We start from the raw sequence: 19,216 nt of genomic DNA on the forward strand, positions 1-19,216 counted from the left end.
GGAGCGGTAGTGCCCGGAAAAGCTTCCAGGCTCCCAGGCGGTATGCCTATTTTCCGAAATAGACGTAAGCCTTTTGCTGCACCGCGGATTCCTTGAAGCGCCGGCGCTCTTCCGGGTCCAGCTTTTTGTCCCACCAGATTGCGCGCGCTTCCCTCTGGTCCTCAGGCAATTTCGGATTTTTCTCGAACAGTTCACGCATGAACCGGGTGTGATCGGATTCGTAAAATTTCGCCATGATCTTCCTTACTTTTTCCTTCCATTCTCCAGTTACAACCGCCTGAAAACTTTACCACAAATCCCGCTATTTCGCATCATGGGCATCAGGGAAGATCTAGGTGAGACGGATAAAACGCGATGATAAATGGTAGGGGTAATATTACGGCTGCGTTTACCTTTTGACGCTATCTTGAACGTCCGGTAATACGGAGAGCCGTAATTCAGTAAATAAGAAATAGAAATGGCGCAAAGCCGCAATAAAAAAGAAAGGCTGCATAAACAGCCTTGTTCACTGCGTATCGCTTCTTTCGATTGGCGTACCGTTTCGCCTATTAGACTCTATGCCGGAATATGTAACTCCTGATACGCTCACCGGTCTGCCGGTTGTCGATATTGGCGAACCACTCGATCTCGGGCGGGACATCAGTGAGCGCGCGAATGCGCCAGGTCAAAGCACTGCCGGAGGTAGGCGCAGTCGGGGCTGTCGGGGACACCATTAGTCCTTCACTCATGCAAATCCATCCTGGGGGCAAGTAAGCCAGTATCTATGCTGATCATGGGGACAATCTTTTTTTCAACACGCGAACAATTAACGCCTTGGGGACAGAGAGCGAAAATTACCGCTCTCAATCCAGCTCTCATCACAGTTTCCATTGACCGCAACACAGGCGCACTCTGGGAGGAACTGCAAGCTGGGCCTCCCGATTTTTCCCTATATCCTTTATATGCACACCATGTCATATAGGCCCATATCCACGCCAAGCTGGTTCCAGCTGTCAACTCGATGCGCACAGCCAGCAGTTTCCTGGCACGCTCGACGATCCGCTCACGATTCAGTCAGCCGTCTGGCCGCAATCTCATTCAAGGCCTGGTCGATATCCGCCTTGAGGGCTGCAGCTCCTCCTGCCGGAGCTTGCGCCCGGTCTATCATAATTTTGGGCGGCATCCTTGGCTGGATTTTACCCATGATAAAATACGTTATCATGGGTAAAAATAGTGAATTTGGTGAGCAGATTTCTCAGCAAAGGATCCTCAGGTTGGCAGTCATTCTGCATCGCCGTATGTGGTATATCCACAAGCAGGCAGGCATGGCGTTCGGAAACGTTCGTCTGCTCAAGCATCGCCATCACTGCCTCACGCTTGGCCTGTGGAGTTAATGCTTTCGGCCCAAAGCAACCTTCAAGGCTTGAGCGTCCAGAAGCGACTCGGCTAAAAGCTTCTTGAGCTGAGCATTCTCTGCTTCAAGATCGCGCAACCGCTTGGCGTCCGATACTGTCATCCCACCAAACTTGGCACGCCAGGTGTAAAACGAGGCATCGGAAAAAACCATGCTGGAGGCACAATTCCCTGACCGGAATGCCTCCATCTGCCTGCTTCAGAAATCCAATAATTTGCTCATCCGTAAATCGCTTCTTCACGTCCGTTCTCCTCTCGAAAAACGAACTTTACTAGATTCCAATGCGTTTTATGGAGAGCACATAAAGTGGGGCATGCATGGCTACAAAAGATGCTGAGAGAGTAGATCAGCGCTAAACAAAGCTGCGCAAATCATCGACGTGTCTGCGGATGAAATCGCTCCGAAAGCCACCTGTGCCGTTGGCGAAGCGGCGAGTTACGTATTGTGGTCAGCATATTATTGTAACCATCGAATGGACGGGTGACCGTCAACGCCAACTTCACTCCTGGCGCGCCGGTGTTTACGTCCTCGGGGCATAAGTGTAGACCGCAACGACTTGCGCTGAAGCGCACTCAACCGTTTCATTGTCAGGCTTTGCCTACTATGCCTGAAGTTCGTCGATGGCTCGCAAGAGTCGCTGCTTCCGATCCATGTCGACAGTACGTGCACTCAGCAGGCTAAGATCGAATTCACTTAGGTAATTGATGTAAAGCCGATAAGAGTTGGCGATTTCTTGTGACGCCTCGTGCAAAGTCAACATATCGGCAATTGATATTGCTAAGCCCGCTGCTTCCTCCTCCAAGTGCTCGGTCTGTATTTCGTTAAACTCTTCTGCTGCTTCCGCTCGGCGAAGAAACTCCTCCCGTGACGCGAGTCGGGTTTGTATTAACTCACGCGTTGCTGTTATTTGCTCTAGATTACCGAGAGTCCTCACTGGTCCACCTACGTCCAGATAAGGCCCTCCTATACCGATCTGATACATTAGATCATTCGCTAGATACTCAACATCGCGTCTCATGACAGCTTGCTCGAATTCATGCTCAAAATGTTGAAACCCTATACCGCGCCGCTCATAGTCTCGCCGCATCATTTGTTGTACAGCTGCACGCAGTTGCGTTGCTCGATCTGAGCTCACCTCAAGAGGTTCAATACTAAAGACTCTTTCTATCCAATTTTGCAAATTTCCGATATTAACTACATCTCGATCAATCGCACCAAGTGCTCGGCTCAGCCGACTACGCCTTCGGCGCGTCTGACGCAATCGATCTGCCGCTTCTGCGTAATTGCGTAAGCGGTCAGCAGCAAATAAAATCATCAGCAATCCCGCTATGCGAGCAGCCCCTCCGCCGCGGCGTCGGCGCGGTCGTCTTTCGCTGACAGGTCGTTGTCGACGGCTAAGCTGATTTGCTTGAACGAAATCTTCGATTTCGTCAGAAACACCATACCGCCCCATAGGAAACGGAGACTCCCTGCTAAAAGGGTTCAACCAACGCTGATTAAAACGGCCCGTCTGTAGGTGAAAGTTGTCCGGGCTAAAAGCATAGAAAGGTACCCGTTCCCTTGGCAACATGTGATCAATATCGATAGTGATAAATCCAAGAGGCCTTCCCCTATCGTCAAAGTCTTGAAATTGTAAGGCTCTACCACGCGCCATATCACTATCACTGATACTTATCCTTCCCGCAGCTCTTTCAGCTGTTAAAATTTGCAGAGTTTCGGGGTTTCGATAGACACGCTGCCACATTCGTTGGCGTGCTTCGTCCCATCTAGCATGTCCAAGGTCAAAAGCGTCATCAAAATATCGAAGCGCTTGTGGACGATCAGACGCGGTTAAGACACGTGGATGTGATGTACCAAATGGTGATACCTGACTGCGTTGCATAACTTCACGAAAATCTCTCTCGAGCCGTGCCATTTCCGCTTTGGCCCGAATTAGATTTTCACTTGAATCCAGCGCGGCCGACGCCTCAGCCCGAAGCACGGCCGACAATCGATCAAGCACCCGCTGCCGGTGCCGCACCATCTCCTCAACTTGCCTATGGCTAGCGGCAGGTTGTATAAGCGAATCTGTTCCGCCACTCCGCGAATGACGAGGCAGGGTACTGGAACGATCGGTGGCGCGATCAGCTGGTGTTCTGCTGGTCCCGCGTGAAGCCACGGCTCGACCACTGCTTCCGCGATCGCTGGTGCCTCTCGCTCTCGACCGAAGAGCATCATGCTGCGACATTAATATCCCAAGTTCGATATCATAATTTGGAATCAATTAATCTGTAGTAATCGAAGGTCAATCATTGGAAAGGAGGATTGGCACGATATCGAACAACTGTCTGATCTGAGCGCGTTCATGTTTTACTCCTAAGAGGAGATTGAAGTTATCAGAAGCTTCTGTTGCGGAGTCAAGTCTCACAGCAAGTGCGCATCGTTAGCCTACGCAGTTCCTTTCCTATTCCTTTTGTTCTTGCCCATGAACTAGGTAGCAGTCGTTATAGAACTGGGTCACAAAGAAGAAATGGCTCTCTTACAGACCACGATCGTGAATGTTTCTGTTTGAAATTCCACGTGCATTTTCATCGGGCCGCCCTGCATTTTGCATCTTGCCTCGGACTAACAGTCCAGTTGGTACAATCGACACCCTTTTGCAAATCGTCGGATTTGGTAGGCTCCCATTTCGAAAGCCACGGTACGTAATTGTCCTGCTCGGGGGAGGTGTTTCAGGTCTCCACTCTAAAACCCATTCAACCCCCCTTGAAAATCCGCAAACCTCAACTTTTAATCTGTTAGCAATCTCCCCAAAAAATGTTTCTGTGTAACCAGCGTTGCATGCGTAAAAAGTGATTTTCCCCCCTTCAACAAAACGAGATGAAATATCGGGCAAATGTGCAAGCTGTGCGTTAGATAGGACCTCTCCGCGACCAAACTGCAGTTCTTGCCTCGCCCCATGACCATACCATCTGACTTCGCTCAGACTTGAACTCGCCCCTCTTATTGCGTTCAGTAATTGTTGTACGCTACCGACTCCAACAATAGGCCCACCGGAGCTATGCCTTCGTGCGGCTGCTTCAAAATCCACAGTGTGAGGCCACCAATGCTGGGATGGATTCTCAGGATCAGCGGTTGGGTGTCTGCGCGGATATTCGACCGCCCTTATTTCATCTTCGTCCGATGCATACGGTGTCGGGTAACCGGACGCAAAGAGGGATAAAATTGTCATGGATAATTATCCTGGCGGAATTTTCACGCATCAGGCGAGATGATGACATCGCTGTCATTACTTTGAACGACGATCATTTTTTCTACGTCTGGATCACCTCTCTCACCTGCTACAAGTCTGGATGCAACCCTTAAATTTTCCAGGCGTTTCTCGCGCACTTCTTCCTGAACCTTAAGCATGTCCATTCCCCGGTGCGCCAGCTTGAAGTTTTCAAGCAAAGTCTGGTGCCCTTTCAGCGCTTCCATATAAAGCTGCCCGGTAGGCAAAATAATAGTTTCTTTTCCACCAATGGGATTAGTGAGCTCTCTTGCTACTGCTCGCAAGAGCGATGCTTTTTCTTCTTCCGTTAACCCTGATGCTGGATTGTTAAGAACTTCTTGTGCATACGCTAGCATCTCCTCCCCAGTATAACCGAGGCCCGTGCTAGGATCGCGCAGTCCAAAATACTCATCAATGAACTCGCGACTCATATAATCGGTTAAATAGGAGCAGGTCTTAAGTGCGAAAATAATATAATTTCCCTTATAACCAAGGGGCCGGTTGAGATCAGCAATCTGACCTAAGCGCTTTTTCGGTAATGTATCCGTAAGAGTCGGAGGAACGGGCGGACTGCAGTGAACTACATATTGTTCACCATCTCGCATGATACCGGGGATGCCTTCCTCAATCTCATCTGCAGTTGCTTTCCGAATTGTGCAGCTAGTCGTCGCGGCCTCGAAGAAAGGAACTTCCATATCGTTTAGTTCATAGAATAGTTGATCGGGATGCTTATAATCGAGAATGCTATGAACATAATGAAGAATGTTTTGCCTCAAATGGAGTTTAAGTTGCCGGACCTTTGTGTCTTTCTGGGCTCTTTCCTTCACTGCAGCCGTATAGCTGTTTGCAGCATCACTGAGTGCTTTTTGAGAAGTAGAAAGCCTATCGTTTAAAGACTCGATGCGAGAGTTAAGAAATTCGAGAGCCTTTTCCGCCGCCTCTCTTCGTGCCTTTATTACCTCGTCTCGATCGCTTGTACCGCCGCCAAATAATTCTGAAATTCCACCAGAAAATATGGCAGCGGCAACGCGTGCGCCGTCATCAAGCTGCTGTGCCTTCGCTATGTCCCCGGCCTCCATTAGATTTACGATCGATGACTGACGCTGATCTCTTAGACCTAGCAGTTTTTCCAGATCAGATTGGAGAGTTTTGACGAGCTCCAGTTGTTTATCCCACTGAGTTTTTTTAACCTCAATATCGATAGCCTCAGCACTTAAGCCGTCCTCTATGTAAGATAGAGCATCGGCAAAACCATCATCAAGCAAAACTCGCCTAATAATCCAAGAATGCTCGAGGATCCAACCTTCGGTAATTTCATGAGGTGCCGGAATATCAATAGCCACCAAGATGACAGGAGTTACCTTGTGAGGACGGCTTGTGACGCGATAACGTCTTTCCAGCTCGTAAAGAAGGTAGGTCACTGTGAGTTCATTATTAGGATTTGAAAATTCTGTCGCCGATTCATAGCCGACATCCGAGCTGTCTACAGTTTCAATTCCTATTTCACTTTCCTGCCGCACGCTTTCCGCAGCCTTCTCAAGGCTTTCCAGCATCTGCTTCTTTTGTTGAGTAGTTTCAGCAGATTGATTTGCAGCAAATTCACTAGTACTACTTAGCTCGCCTATACCCATGTTGAGGCTGCCTGTAGCTGACATGCGAAAGTTATTGCTACTCATCACCTTGGACATAACTTCCAGCTCGGCTCGGCTCGTGTATTGCCGCTCCGCCTTTGATTCGACAAGTGCTTTCTCGATAGCCTTCTCTGTGCGAGTTTTCTTAAGAGTACGCGTTATCTTCAGCTTACGTGTTTCTCCTGGAGCCAATGGAACGGTCGAGATAAGTCGTCCAACTTGGTAAGTCTCGGGAATCCATTCTTGACGATATGTGACCATGATTCCGTAATTGACGGTCCCTGGGGCGTAATACTTGAAGGTATACGGCTCGTTTAGACGTTCTGCAATATCGAGGATAAACCTTTCTGTGCGTGCAAGCGGCGAATTTTGTTGAAATTTAACTGCGTTTTCAAATACCTGATCCAGATATTCTTGGCTTGTAAACCAAGTAATGTCAGGATTTAGATCATTTCCTGAGCTCCACGGTCTTAAGTAATTATTTGCAGCATCCTTAAGAGCATTGCGTCCAGATTCTTCTAGTCTGTTCCAAGTGCTCAAATCTAGCTGCGGAAAACATTTTTTCACCTCATATGGTATCGTCGTGTAAATCGCTAGCGCTCCTGTTGCACCTTTAAGCTGGTCTAGATATTCCCGCAATTCGTTGGCATCTGCGACGTCTTCTAAGGGTGGCACTTCCAGCCCGTAGTCATCGTGAATACTGGTTACCTCTTTGTAAAGCTCCAGGACTTTGTCTTGAAGAGAATTATCGAACGCAGCCGTCCATACGTCTTCAAAAGCAATCTGCAAAGTTTGGATATCATGAAAAGCAGTTACATTGGCCGGTCCCCCTGAAAGCTCTAAATTACTAATAGTATTTTTGATTTTTTGGAGTTCGTTGATTGTTGAGCTAGCTTCGTTGGTCCTTGGCAATGGTGCAAGTTCGGCAACCTGTCCGAGCACTCGCTCTATAAGAAAGGATCTGGGATCTGATGAGTCGACCGGAGATGAGGGTGTAGAAGGTAGAGAGTCGGTAGGAGCTTGAGGAGTGATATCGGCGGCTCGTTTTTTTGCCTTAACCTCATCGAGAAGGCGTCGTATTCTAACAAGCTCCAAACCCATTCCTTTCCTAGATAACAACTCGCAGACCGAAACTGGCTGTGCATCAATCAAGGATGAGTCAAGCCCTAGCTGTAGAAGCATTTCCGGATTCATACTTGCCGAAATGGAGTAGTCCTGGTGGCTCGAAGCCAGTTTGCTTATACCAGCAGTGATTGCTACATGGTGCACTTCAGAAAAAGATTTCCCGCGCTCCAAATAGTATTGTTTAGTTGTTGAGGGTGCGAGCGTGAGTAGCTTACTTGGCACTGATGCTGCAAAATCTCGGAAACGCTCACGCGTCGCTACTAATTCTGGTTTAGCCAAATAATCACGGATAACGGACGAGCTCTGTTTCTTTTCATTTTCGGCATCGCGCAACTCTCTGCGTATATCGTCAGCTGTATTTCGCGCTTCCTCTAAGTAAACCCCTTTTTCCCGCAGAGCTTGGGCACTGATTGAAATAATATAATGTTCAATAACACCTGCATTGGCTCGAACAATAATGGCCGCGTGCAGCAAACGAGCACTTATTGTTGAAAAAGGAGGATGATCGGGACCGAGAACGAGCAGGACTAGGTCCGGTCGTTTCTCTGTATTGCTAATACGAAAGGCTTTATCATCGTATTCCAATTCGAACCAACCACGCCGACCTGTCAAAACCGAGCCGATTCTATCGCCTGGGAAATCGAGCCAAAACCGACTTGGAGAAGATTGAGGGAAAAGAGATCCAATTGGATCGTCCCCGCCTCGATCTCTACCAAACTCGTCGTTTTGAGGGATTGTGGAGGCGTCAATGTCGTATAGAACGACCAATAAATCTTCAATTCCCTTATTGGTATTTTGTATGATGACCCTTCCAGCAACCTTGTTGGCCATGATGGATGCCCTCTATAAAAAGCAAAAAAATAGAATTAGTCGCATGACGTCGCCAAGAGCATCTTGGCAGACCATGTCACCCCTGAAGGTACACACCTTCAAGAGTTAGGCAGGAGACGCAATCGCCCTTGCATCCTTTGACAGGAATGCAATCCTTGGATTATTCCAAAACGTCCGTACAGTCTTCAGAACTTGAGGTGAGAAGAGTGTGATGCCTCCAAGGGGTGTAAGAACTGCTTCATCAGTCCTCTTATAAAAATAGTCCACTTTCACTAACTTTCCAGTCAGAGTGCTCCCACCATACATGGTACTTAGAATGCTTCAAGCGATTTGAAGGTTGACGATTTAAGTCTATGGAACTCCTACAGTTGTATATAGCTCAATCTAATCTCTCACGAGTGGGCTGGGTTTTCCCCCGATTTCACGGACACATCTAAAAAGGCTGATAATGAGTCAGGAGGTGTGTCATGGCAAGGCGAAGGAAATACGCAGCGGAGTTCAAGCAGGAAGCGGTACAGTTGGTTCGATCTTCAAATGTTCCGGCAAGCCAGATCGCGCGTGATCTGGGGATTGATCCCAATATGCTGAGCCGCTGGTGCCGGGAAATGAGTTCGGTTGGCAATAAAGCCTTTCCGGGGCAGGGCAGGCCCCGTGATGAGGAAATGGCTGCGCTCAAACGTGAGCTGATCCAGGTCAGGAAGGAACGGGATTTTTTAAGAGAAGCGGCGGCGTTCTTCGCGAAAGCGTCGAAATGAGATATCGCATGATCGAACGCTGCCGCGATACCTTCCCCATTCGTCTGATGTGTCGTTGTCTGCATGTATCAACCAGCGGCTACTATGATTGGCGAGATCGGCCCTTGAGTCAGAGAGCGCAGGATGACCGGCGTTTGCTGGAGAGCATCAGGAAGATTCATGATGGCAGCGATGGGGTGATGGGCAGTCCACGAGTCTGGAAGGAATTGCGTTATGAAGGTGAGGCATGCGGGTTGAACCGTGTGGCACGGCTGATGCGAGAGCAGGAATTGCATGGCATCCCGCAGCGTAAACGCTGGCACAAGAAGGTCTGTGGCCTTCGACCAGAGAATGTGCACAATCACCTGCAGCGGGACTTTACAGCAAGTGAGCCCAACAGCCGGTGGGTGACGGACATAACCTATGTGCGCACTCAGGAAAGCTGGCTTTATCTGTGCGTGGTCGTGGACCTGTACTCGGGCATCGTGGTCGGCTGGTCGATGAGCCACTGCCAGGATCGGCAACTGGTGCTGCAGGCCGTACTCATGGCGCTTTGGCAACGCGAGGCAAAAACTGCGGTCATCCTGCACTCAGATCGCGGCTGTCAGTTTACCAGTGACGAGTATCAACGTTTCCTGCAAGGACACAATCTGATTTGCAGCATGAGCGCTGTCGGCAGTTGTGCCGACAACGCGGCAGCAGAGAGCTTCTTTGGCTTGCTCAAGCGGGAGCGAATCTATCGTCGCCAGTATCGAACCCGGGCTGAGGCACGCACAGATATCTTCGACTATATCGAGCGATTCCATAACCCGCGAAAACGGCGACAACTGGAAATGCGTCAGAAGCAGGATTTAGGCTTAACCAAACCGTCCGGAGAAATGGGGTAAAACCCCGAGAGCTAGCTCTAGTGATAGATGTTTTAATCCCCCTAAAAGCCTATCACTAGACACCGTTTTGATTTATGAGCGGCTCTCTATCCCAGCATCTTAAATCCCTGTGAGAGCAAATGATCATTTGGCTGTGCCAGAACATCGACGGTCATGTGGTAGCGGGAGAGGCAGAGGGAAGACAATTTATTAAGCGGATCCATTTAGTGGGACTATAGCGTAAGCCAGCTTCCTGGCAGGCCATTAATTCATAAATTCTTTTGTGGCCGTTTCCTTTCTGCATGAAAAATGGAATGCCCACATGCATCCTGCCCTTCACAAACAAAAGAAAGCTTTTCGACACCGCCTTCATTTTTGCCCTAACTATTTAGGGAATTTTCTTCAAAACCCCTTGCCCGCCTTTTAGCTCGCTTTGAAATTACCAGATAGGAAAATTGAGCATTGATACAAGTGGTAGGAAGTGGTAGGTGTACCTACGTCCAATTGTTCGCTCAGCTATAAAACATAGAATTGTAGTGGTTTAATTTGCACAGACACCTCGATAAGTGGATTATTTACTTAAAGAGGAGGTTTTGAAGATGGAACGCAGGGCACGGAGGGAATTTGACGCCAGCTTCAAGTTAGAGGTTGCGCGGATGGTGAAGGATCAGGGAACGAGTATAGCCGATGTTTGCCGCAGCATGGATCTGGGAGAGACAGTAGTTCGGCGCTGGGTGAAGCAATATACAGCGGAGCTGAACGGCCAGGTGGGTATGGGTAAGCCGCTCACAGCCGAGCAGCAGCGCATCCGACAATTGGAAGCCGAGAACCGGCAATTGCGGATGGATAATGACATATTAAAAAAAGCCTCGGCCTTCTTTGCCCGCGAACTGAAATGAGCTACCGGCTGGTTCGCCAATTGCAACAGAAGGCCATTCCTGTGCAGCAGCTATGCCGGGTATTGCAGGTCAGCCGTGCTGGTTATTATCAGCACCAGCAGCGTACTGCGCGCGCTGTGGATAGCGCTGCCACGGTTCATCTCAAGGCTGCGTTTAGTGCCAGCGGCAGCAGTTACGGCAGCCGCCGTCTGGTCAGGGTCTTGCAGGCTAAAGGATTTTCCATTGGTCGCTACCGCGTGCGGTGCTTAATGAAAGCAGCGACATTGCGTCCGGTATGGAAACGCAAGTTTGTTCGCACTACCGATAGTCGGCACGACTTGCTAGTAGCGGAGAATCTGCTTAAGCGAGAATTCGAAGTGGCGTTACCGAATCTTGCCTGGGTATCAGATATTACCTATGTGCGCACGCGTGCCGGCTGGCTCTATCTTGCGGCAGTCATGGACCTGTTTTCCCGCAAGATCATTGGCTGGGCGATGGCGCTAAACATGACAACCAGCTTGGTTATCTCGGCATTGCGCATGGCCATTGCACAGCGCAGACCTCCTGCCGGACTGCTGTTGCATTCCGATCGTGGGAGTCAATACGCCAGTCTGGAATACCAGGCCTTATTGAATCAGCACCGCATTCGCTGCAGCATGAGCCGCAAGGGAGATTGTTGGGATAATGCGGTTATGGAGCGTTTCTTTCTGAACCTGAAAATGGAGCGCGTATGGCAACGAGATTACGCCAATCAGGCAGAAGCTCAACGAGATATTACCGATTACATCGTATGCTTCTACAACAGTAGCCGGCTACACTCGAAATTGGGCTACCTGTCACCTGTCGTCTATGAACGAAAAATGGCAGAAACACCACCTATCTCAGTGTCTGAAATTACTTGACCACTACAAATAGATACCTTCGATTAGGATCTCTCAATGATTGAAACACCATTTCCAGTGGATTGGAGGCAACTGCAGACCGGGGTATGTGCGCTTCTTCGGGAGGTCGGGCTTAGCGCCGAAACGGAGAAGAGGCTTCAAACTCCACGGGGCGAGGTCGCTATTGATGTATATGCAGTTGATGAAAATAGTGTCGATAGAATTCGATACATAGTTGAATGTAAGAATTGGACATCTCATATACCCCAATCCGTCGTTCATAGTTTCACGACCGTGATGCATGAAACAGGCGGAAATATCGGATTTATTGTTTCGAGAGAGGGATTTCAGTCGGGCGCGCGGCAGTACCTTCAGAACACTAACATCGTTGGCCTCACCTATCTCGAGCTACAACAGAGATACTTGGATCGATGGTGGGAGAAGTTCTTCATGCCTATGGTCGGTTTTGCTGCTGATATTTTGCTGCAATACGTTGAGCCGATGAACAGTAGGCGCGAAAGGTTGATTCGGGAACTTCCCGCTCACAAGCAGGAAGAAGTTAGGAGACTTCAAGAGAGGTATGCTGTATTTGGAATGGGAATGGCTTTCCATCAGATTTCACGTTTTTCAAACATCCTTCCAAATTGGTCCAATTTCCCAGCTCCAAGTGACATAGCCAAGTATAAGACAGTGATAGCAGAGCAACATGGCATAGAGTTTTCGTTTTCCTCAAATTACTTTCGTGATCTTGCCTTTGAAATAGCACGAAAGCTACAGAGCATCACGGCTGAATTTCACGATGTTTTCGGTAAGAACATCTTTGCCTAACCTCATTTCCAAAGAACCACATGTAGGAGGGGCACTTTGCCGTCCCCTCCGGTTAGAGAGAATCTGTTCAAGCGATAAAGGCTGAATGAGCCTCTTGGGCGAGCCAGAAGTAACTGCTTCAGAAAACGAGACGGGCTTTAAAGAGTTGAGTCCTTCGCTAGCAAAAAATCGTATCCGTACATGTTAATGCCGCTGAATGTCGGCCAATTTGCAAACAGCCTGCTAATCCTTCCATAGCATAAAAATGAGCATGCTGTATCACTACACCAGCCAGAACGGCATTATCGGGATTATCCAGAGCGGTAGCATCTGGGCTACCCACGCTACATTATTAAACGATTCGAGTGAGTTCTTCCATGGATTATCCTTCGCCAAGTATGTAGCCGGCGGCATCTTTCAGGACGATGACTATCTAAGTGCCTTCGGATGGGCTGTTCGTCATGCGTTAGAAGCGATCTCTGCTGGTGACCTCTATGTGACGGCTTTCAGCGAGAAGCCTGATTTGCTCAGCCAGTGGCGGGGCTATTGCCCTGCAGGTGCTGGTTTTTGCCTAGGCTTCGACTTCAACGATCTGGAAACTTTCTGTGAGCGTCAAGGTTACAAGCTGGAGAAATGTATTTACGAACATCAGGATCAGATTAAACAGATTCATGAGCTTGTTGAGAGCTGCTTGAATAAGTTTCCAAAGCCCCCATTGAGTCGCGAGGAGTACAACGCGCTCTCTTCAAAAGAGAAAGTCGATTTTATAATAGACAACCGACTCCGCGCCTCGCAAGGCCATGACAAGCCCAAGGCGGATGCCGCTGTAGCGTGGCTGTGCACAGAAATTGCTCAGCTTGTGCCGACTTTTAAGAATGAGGGATTTCACGAGGAAGCGGAATGGCGGATCATAGCAAAAGAACCAAAGGAACAGGTCAAGTTCCGTACCAGTTCTTCATGTTTGGCACCATATGTGGAGTTAGAAATTCTTACCAGCCCAGCTAACACCGCGCTACGTGAGGTAATCGTTGGGCCAAATCCGAATCAGTTGCGTTGTGAGGCTTCCGTTAGGACGCTCCTGAAAGCAACTGGTCTCAATGGAGTTGAGGTAAAGCGCTCGGCCCTGCCATACAATAATTGGTGATCATCAAGTAAAGACTTCCCACTCTTGATCTTTATCCTGACTCTCTTTTTACTAGCTTTTACCTTTATCTCCGGTTCAAAACTTCCTGCAGCTCCTGCCCCTACCACCCGCTATACAATATGCTGGTAAAGAACTCCCAGCTTATACCAAACTCCTTAGCTAGGCTCAGGACCTATTAATTTGAGTGACGTTTCCCCTGAAAATCGGTACAGGTTAAAACTGGAGGTAGGATTGCTTCCAAGGCCTCATGAGAGGCAAAGGAGAAGCGATGAAGAAGTCGAGATTCACAGAGGAGCAAATCATTTATGCGCTGCGACTGGCCGATAGCGGCACAGCGGTGGTCGATGTGTGCCGGCAGATCGGTGTGTCTGAGGCCACGTTCTACACGTGGAAGAAGAAGTACGCGGATTTGGGTGTGAGCGAGCTGCGCAGGCTCAAGCAGATCGAGGATGAGAATGTTCGGCTGCGACGTATCGTGGCGGACCTGACGCTGGACAAGCAGATTCTGCAGGAGGTGGTGCGAAAAAAGCTCTGAAGGCTGCCAAGCGGCGCGAGCTGGCAGCCTGGATGCAGGAGCGCTTCAAAATCAGTGTGCAGAGATCATGCCGCCTGGCGCAGCTAGCGCGTTCGGTTTGGTATGCCAGGAGCAGGGCGCGTGATCAAAGTGCGCTATGCCAGCGCATTCGCGATATCGCCATGAGCCGTCCCAGGTTCGGCTACCTGCGGGTGCTGGTGATGCTCAAGCGCGAAGGCTGGCAAGTGGGGAAGAAGCGTGTATATCGGCTCTATCGCCAGCAAGGCCTGCAACTGCGCATGAAGGTCAAGCGCCGCAAGCGCATTGCGCTGCTGCGCGGCAGGCCTCAGGCACCCACCGGCCCGAATCAGCATTGGAGCATGGATTTCGTCCACGACCAGATGCTCGATGGCCGGGCATTTCGCATCCTCACCGTCATTGATCAGTGGAGTCGCGAGAGTGTGTGCCTGGAGGCCAACTTCAGGCTGTCCGGGCGATGCGTGGGTCAAGCCCTGGACCGGCTTGCAGCACAGCGTGGATGGCCCAAAGCAATCACCGTGGACAACGGCACGGAGTTCACGTCCAAGGCCCTGGACGAGTGGGCATATCGCCGGGGGATCAAACTCGATTACACGCGGCCGGGCAAACCCACGGATAATGGGCTGATCGAATCCTTCAACGGCCGATTGCGCGATGAGTTCCTCAATGTCCACGAATTCGTTACATTGCACGATGCCCGTGAGAAACTGAAGGCTTGGCAGGACGATTACAATCACCACCGTCCCCATGGCTCACTCGGCCACCTGACCCCGAGCGAGTTCGTCAAAAAGAGGTCAGATCAAACCAACGAAGCGGTCCGCCTGTAGTTTTAAACCGTCCGGTTTTCGGGGATGACGTCAACAGGACGAAACAGAGCAGCGTTGTTATCAGCGCCTGCCCGGCCTGGTAATAGCGGAACGTGCCTTGAGAGGCAGCGCCGAGAAATCTTAAAACAGAGAATGGAAAAGAGGAGTTGGTCCAACTAGAGGGGCGAGAACAGAAACAAGGACCATTCATCGTTAACATTCGACATGAACGCCAACAGAGGGCGCGGGCGTTGGTCCAAAGGAGAGGGGGGGTCGCTCAATGGAAAGGTCGAACGTTTAGTCACTCACAAAAACTAGGCGCAACTCCTTGAAATGAGGCCAAGAGGAATTTATGTCCTTGGTCTCCAAACGAAGTTCAGCGGTCGACTTGTCAATTCGGATTTCACCGGGGCTTATCTGCTGTCGCTTCGTAGGCTCCCATCCGCCAGTAGTTGAGGCAGCGACATCGGTTAGACGAACGGTTCCATTGACAAGGAGACGCAGAGGGCGGGATTTAGCTGCGGCATAAGTGACATAGACGCGGTAGAGCCCGGGAGTAAGACCATCGACATTCCATGCAGCCCACCGCCTTCCATTTTGCGGAGTAATAATATTGGGGCCATCATAATGATCGAGGAGCGTATCGACGCCCCAACCGTAAGTTGCATCACCTGGCGCAGGCGTCTTCACACCGCTCCTAGAACTCGTATCTGTACTCAATAATATAACAGGGCGAGGGCGATATGAGCGAACTGCCATATTACCGTAAGGAATCATACTTGATGCAATGAGGCCAATTTCAACACCTTCGGTATGGCTCGTCATTGCGCAGACCACTTTGAATGTTTCTAAGTTTCCCACACTGACTCCTTGCTCAAGCTCCGTCTTTGTCTTGGGGCCGCATTTTCCGACGACACTAGATGGAGAAAAACTAAATTGAATCTTCACCGGCGAAAAATTTCGAGTATGGTAGTTAACACGCATATTCAATGCTAATGCATTAGTTACTTGGCTCCGTTCCGTCCATAGTTGTATGCCTTCTGCTTTGACGCAGTCAACAAACGCTTTGGCAAGAACTGGTGATGCTTTGCGTGACCAAGCTAGAAACTTCCGCCAGTCTTCGTAAGACGAGGTTCGGTCATCGCAAATGTTGTGACTGCTGCTGTCATTGCTACTAGCACCAAACTCGACGGGAATCTCACCAATCGGAAGGCCAAGCGTGAGCCCGCCACTAGACGAACTAGTCCCGCTATTGCAATACCTTGAACGAAAGTAGTCTGAGGCAAAGGAGTCGTTTGTCGTAACAGAGACATCAAACGTTCCACCCTGCAGCAAGGAATGACAGATCTGTTGTGCTGAAAGATGTCCCGAGCTTAGGGCAACAGTCAAGAACAGAATGACTGAATGAACGTTTCTAGTTTTCATTTTTTCTCTCTCCGGCAGAGTAAGAGCAACAATACAACATAGCGTAGCTGAAAGAAAATATCGCGCTCCTCGCTGACATGTTTTAGCTCCGCTTTCAGACGACGAATTTCTTCTGCCTGACCTCGGAGGGCGTTGTCTTCACTCCCCGGCCGACTGTAGCGTTTGAGCCATGCGTACATCGTTGATACCGAAGGCCTCGCTCAAGTTCCCGCCCCAAGTGCCCAGGTCTCTCATACCCACCCATCAGTACCGGTGATGAAGGCATGGCGATTACCTTCAGCCGTGAGAGAGGCTCCCACTACCTGTCCGGCATCGTTGAGCCGGCATAGCTCAAGCCCCCGCCCAAAGCACCCAGGTCAACTGCCGTCCTGCTGTCAAGATCAACAAGGAAGTCTGCGTCAACAAGGGAGGCTGCGTTTTGGGCGTTTGCAGGATTGACAAAACCAAGACCCGTAGTTAAGGCTGCAGCCAGGATAAGATGGCGAACTTTGAAGGAATGGCTGAGTAGTGTCATGGCATTCTCCGGCAAGGCGGGGTTTGGCAATCCATTACTTCAATGTAGATAATGGAGTTCATGCTGTCAAAGCAGCTTCTCTCGATCTTTGGTTTTTGGTTCTGATTTTGAAAACTCCCCCACAACTAGCGCGATCTTTCTTCCTACCGGATGTATTGATAAAGAGTCTCCCGGCTTATCCCAAACTCCTTCGCCAGCTTTGTCCGGTTTGCTCCCGCTGCGGCCTGCTCTCGCAACTGGGCAATCCTCTCTACATTTAGCGCTGGCTTCCTGCCCTTGTAGACCCCCTTGGCCTTTGCCAGGGCTATCCCTTCCCGCTGCCGCTCCTTGATGAGCGAACGCTCAAACTGGGCGAAGGCGCTGAGCATGGTAAACATCAAAGTAGAGCGTGGATCATCATTACCGGCAGTGAAGTTCATATTCTCTTTAATGAATTGAACCGATACTCCCCGGTCATTCATTTCCCTCACAAGCCTGAGCATGTCTTCCACGTTACGGGCCAACCTGTCCATGGAATGGACTACGAGCGTATCCCCCGCACGCACGTGGTTGAGCGCGGCGTGCAGCTGAGGCCTGTTTGTATCCTTGGCGGATGCCTTGTCAGTAAATACCTTGTCGAGGTGAATTCCGTCGAGCTGCCGCTCTGGGTTTTGGTCCAATGAGCTGACGCGAATGTATCCGATTCTCTGGTTGGTCATGGTTCTTCCCTGCAAAAATGTCAGGGTAGAGTCTATGACCGTCGAGCGTGACTGTCAATTAATACAATATATAACTCTAAATAGACACAAAAAGACAGGAAAAGTGTCAAACAGATTTGTCAGAATGGGGTGTACTCAATCCTGACATAAAGTTTGACAATACAGATGTCTTGCGAACTGCCCAGTAGGGATTGAGTGTGCTCGACCTGGATGATGACAGTTATGTTGGTAGCCGGCGGGTGAGGCAAGGGGTGCAGCTCCATCATCCCCTAATCGGGGTGTACCAAAAGGGACCTATTTTGCAACGCTATCCGTTGTCCTGAAGGGAGTAGAACAGCGGTAAAAGTTCAATAACGTTTAATGAGATTCTTCGCCTTCTTTCGCTGCGCCACAAATCGAATCAGTCCAAGCCCTGCAAGAAAAAGTGCATAGATCTCCGGCTCCGGATGTTTGGGACAGAACCGGCGATGGCTTCCCCCGCGTTATTGATACCCGCGGCGCTGGTTAGAATTACTCCGGGCAGGTCAACCAGCGAATTGAGATCGGTCATGCCCACGCCATTGGGGCCAGTGATAAAGGCATGCATCTGACCTGCGGCGGTGTAAGAGTTTCTCACCACCTGGCCGGCGTTATTGATGCCATTGCCGATACTGTAGCCTCCCCCAGCGTGCCCAGTAGGGTTACTTCCCGGTTGTTGAGGTCGATGAGATATGAATGCGTCTCCTCCCCGAAGGCGGGGGACACGAAACCTGTAACCACGCTCAGAGTTGTGACCAGGATGAAGCCGTGAATTTTGAAGCAACGGTTAAGTGTCATAGTATCTCCCCGGCAAGATAACTGTTTTAAAGTAATGAAGAACCTATTACTAATATCTAGGTGATGGAATTTAAGTTGTCCAGCAGAATTCCGAAAATTATCCAAGCGGTATCAGAACTTCCCACTACTTCTGAGTCTTATCAACAGACCTATCCACGCCAATCGGGGAAAACTCGATCTGTGTCTATCGTTTGTGCGTCCGGCTGGCGCGGCTTGCAACACGCAGCAAACGAGGAAAGGTTATGCGCTTTCAGGCTCGCTTATCGGCTCCAACAGTTCTTTCCTGTCATTATATGGATCTGCCCGGTTCACCTCCCGGCTTACGAGCCACCACGTGAATTCTTGAGTTGGGAGCGATCTGCTTTGGGCAATGTGGGGTGCTTCCTCCACTGGCGTCTCAGAATCCATCCAGCGCCAGGCGTCCTCTGATTGCAGAACCACTGGCCTGCGGTCATGAATATCCACCATTCCCCCTTCGGAGTCTTGCGTCAAGATGACGAATCCTGTTTCGACTGTCTGATGAGTGAATGGCTTGTAGTTCGGGCTCTGTTGCAAAAAATAAGAAGCGGGGTGCACCATTGTATTTTTCCGCGCAGATCATCAATTAAGTTGCCCTGCGGCCTTTTTTGTTGAGATTTCCCGTGTGCTCCGCTACTCCAGGCAAGACCACTTTTCGTTTAATCTCTTTCACAGCGATAGGGTGTAAGGAAGCGTCCATCGCAGCACCCTTGCCGAGAGGCTGTCAGAGTCAGAGGGGAGATTATGAACCTCCTTCTATTCTTGATGCAGGTTTTGCTAATCACTGCGTTCGGGTAATTTTGGTACAGTGGTACGCACTCTGGTAGCACGGAAAATCTCCTGATG

At 49.8% G+C, this 19,216-nt stretch carries 16 protein-coding genes and 1 pseudogene; 5 read left to right on the top strand and 12 right to left on the bottom strand.

The features are described from left to right. Window positions 1-46: 46 nt before the first annotated feature. From ACZ5BW_RS00565 to ACZ5BW_RS00585, 5 genes and pseudogenes are all read right to left on the bottom strand, one after another. A complete protein-coding gene (locus tag ACZ5BW_RS00565) occupies window positions 47-235 on the bottom strand; it encodes a DUF3460 family protein (protein WP_074975297.1) in 189 nt (62 codons plus the stop codon). A gap of 313 nt (window positions 236-548) precedes the next feature. After that, complete coding sequence (locus ACZ5BW_RS00570; protein WP_464541488.1) at window positions 549-728, bottom strand: hypothetical protein; 180 nt, start codon at window positions 726-728, stop codon at window positions 549-551. Between the two features lie 540 nt (window positions 729-1,268). Continuing rightward, a pseudogene (locus tag ACZ5BW_RS00575) lies at window positions 1,269-1,634 on the bottom strand (transposase); the annotation flags it as partial. A 360-nt stretch (window positions 1,635-1,994) separates the two neighbouring features. Continuing rightward, complete coding sequence (locus ACZ5BW_RS00580; protein WP_464541490.1) at window positions 1,995-3,308, bottom strand: hypothetical protein; 1,314 nt, start codon at window positions 3,306-3,308, stop codon at window positions 1,995-1,997. 1,319 nt (window positions 3,309-4,627) lie between these two features. After that, a complete protein-coding gene (locus tag ACZ5BW_RS00585) occupies window positions 4,628-8,230 on the bottom strand; it encodes a hypothetical protein (RefSeq protein WP_464541492.1) in 3,603 nt (1,200 codons plus the stop codon). Window positions 8,231-8,697: 467 nt separating this feature from the next. Between ACZ5BW_RS00585 and ACZ5BW_RS00590 the strand changes: the two genes are divergently transcribed. The 5 genes from ACZ5BW_RS00590 to ACZ5BW_RS00610 all read left to right on the top strand — a co-directional run bounded on the left by ACZ5BW_RS00590 (window position 8,698) and on the right by ACZ5BW_RS00610 (window position 14,920). Continuing rightward, window positions 8,698-9,851 (top strand): IS3 family transposase gene (locus ACZ5BW_RS00590; RefSeq protein ID WP_464540779.1). Its coding sequence is split into 2 segments (ribosomal slippage): window positions 8,698-8,938 and window positions 8,938-9,851, totalling 1,155 coding nucleotides; the frame shifts between segments, so codons are not numbered across the junction. A 578-nt stretch (window positions 9,852-10,429) separates the two neighbouring features. After that, a protein-coding gene (locus ACZ5BW_RS00595) for an IS3 family transposase (RefSeq protein WP_464541494.1) occupies window positions 10,430-11,610 on the top strand; the annotation gives its coding sequence in 2 pieces (ribosomal slippage) (window positions 10,430-10,700 and window positions 10,700-11,610; 1,182 coding nt in all). A gap of 36 nt (window positions 11,611-11,646) precedes the next feature. Next, window positions 11,647-12,417 carry a restriction endonuclease gene (locus tag ACZ5BW_RS00600; protein ID WP_464541496.1) on the top strand — a complete coding sequence of 257 codons (771 nt, stop codon included), beginning with the start codon at window positions 11,647-11,649 and terminating at the stop codon, window positions 12,415-12,417. Window positions 12,418-12,661: 244 nt separating this feature from the next. Further along, window positions 12,662-13,540 carry a DUF2971 domain-containing protein gene (locus tag ACZ5BW_RS00605; RefSeq protein ID WP_464541498.1) on the top strand — a complete coding sequence of 293 codons (879 nt, stop codon included), beginning with the start codon at window positions 12,662-12,664 and terminating at the stop codon, window positions 13,538-13,540. A gap of 268 nt (window positions 13,541-13,808) precedes the next feature. Beyond that, a protein-coding gene (locus ACZ5BW_RS00610; protein ID WP_464538878.1) for an IS3 family transposase occupies window positions 13,809-14,920 on the top strand; the annotation gives its coding sequence in 2 pieces (ribosomal slippage) (window positions 13,809-14,064 and window positions 14,064-14,920; 1,113 coding nt in all). 276 nt (window positions 14,921-15,196) lie between these two features. On the opposite strand, the gene ACZ5BW_RS00615 is transcribed toward ACZ5BW_RS00610, so the two are convergent. From ACZ5BW_RS00615 to ACZ5BW_RS00645, 7 genes are all read right to left on the bottom strand, one after another. After that, complete coding sequence (locus ACZ5BW_RS00615) at window positions 15,197-16,324, bottom strand: carbohydrate-binding protein (protein ID WP_464541500.1); 1,128 nt, start codon at window positions 16,322-16,324, stop codon at window positions 15,197-15,199. A gap of 230 nt (window positions 16,325-16,554) precedes the next feature. After that, complete coding sequence (locus ACZ5BW_RS00620; RefSeq protein WP_464543739.1) at window positions 16,555-16,623, bottom strand: hypothetical protein; 69 nt, start codon at window positions 16,621-16,623, stop codon at window positions 16,555-16,557. Then, entirely contained in the window at window positions 16,623-16,838 is a 216-nt protein-coding gene (locus ACZ5BW_RS00625) for a hypothetical protein (RefSeq protein WP_464541502.1), read from the bottom strand. The genes ACZ5BW_RS00620 and ACZ5BW_RS00625 overlap by 1 nt, the downstream gene beginning before the upstream one ends. Window positions 16,839-16,981: 143 nt before the next feature. Next, window positions 16,982-17,536 carry a recombinase family protein gene (locus tag ACZ5BW_RS00630; RefSeq protein WP_464541504.1) on the bottom strand — a complete coding sequence of 185 codons (555 nt, stop codon included), beginning with the start codon at window positions 17,534-17,536 and terminating at the stop codon, window positions 16,982-16,984. Window positions 17,537-17,936: 400 nt separating this feature from the next. Further along, the gene (locus ACZ5BW_RS00635) at window positions 17,937-18,155 is read right to left on the bottom strand and encodes a hypothetical protein (RefSeq protein ID WP_464541506.1); all 219 of its coding nucleotides are present in this window, start codon (window positions 18,153-18,155) and stop codon (window positions 17,937-17,939) included. Beyond that, window positions 18,149-18,352: a hypothetical protein gene (locus tag ACZ5BW_RS00640; RefSeq protein WP_464541508.1), complete on the bottom strand. Its 204-nt coding sequence runs from the start codon at window positions 18,350-18,352 to the stop codon at window positions 18,149-18,151. The genes ACZ5BW_RS00635 and ACZ5BW_RS00640 overlap by 7 nt, the downstream gene beginning before the upstream one ends. Window positions 18,353-18,592: 240 nt before the next feature. Then, a complete protein-coding gene (locus ACZ5BW_RS00645) occupies window positions 18,593-18,844 on the bottom strand; it encodes an SOS response-associated peptidase family protein (RefSeq protein ID WP_464541510.1) in 252 nt (83 codons plus the stop codon). Between the last annotated feature and the right edge of the window lie 372 nt (window positions 18,845-19,216).

Source organism: Nitrosospira sp. TNL300, assembly GCF_055385915.1.

Coding starts and splice junctions, on each gene's coding strand:
- ACZ5BW_RS00565 (WP_074975297.1), bottom strand. CDS start 235: ATGGCGAAATTTTACGAATCCGATCACACCCGGTTCATGCGTGAACTG.
- ACZ5BW_RS00570 (WP_464541488.1), bottom strand. CDS start 728: ATGAGTGAAGGACTAATGGTGTCCCCGACAGCCCCGACTGCGCCTACC.
- ACZ5BW_RS00580 (WP_464541490.1), bottom strand. CDS start 3,308: ATGGCACGGCTCGAGAGAGATTTTCGTGAAGTTATGCAACGCAGTCAG.
- ACZ5BW_RS00585 (WP_464541492.1), bottom strand. CDS start 8,230: ATGGCCAACAAGGTTGCTGGAAGGGTCATCATACAAAATACCAATAAG.
- ACZ5BW_RS00600 (WP_464541496.1), top strand. CDS start 11,647: ATGATTGAAACACCATTTCCAGTGGATTGGAGGCAACTGCAGACCGGG.
- ACZ5BW_RS00605 (WP_464541498.1), top strand. CDS start 12,662: ATGAGCATGCTGTATCACTACACCAGCCAGAACGGCATTATCGGGATT.
- ACZ5BW_RS00615 (WP_464541500.1), bottom strand. CDS start 16,324: ATGAAAACTAGAAACGTTCATTCAGTCATTCTGTTCTTGACTGTTGCC.
- ACZ5BW_RS00625 (WP_464541502.1), bottom strand. CDS start 16,838: ATGACACTACTCAGCCATTCCTTCAAAGTTCGCCATCTTATCCTGGCT.
- ACZ5BW_RS00630 (WP_464541504.1), bottom strand. CDS start 17,536: ATGACCAACCAGAGAATCGGATACATTCGCGTCAGCTCATTGGACCAA.
- ACZ5BW_RS00640 (WP_464541508.1), bottom strand. CDS start 18,352: ATGACACTTAACCGTTGCTTCAAAATTCACGGCTTCATCCTGGTCACA.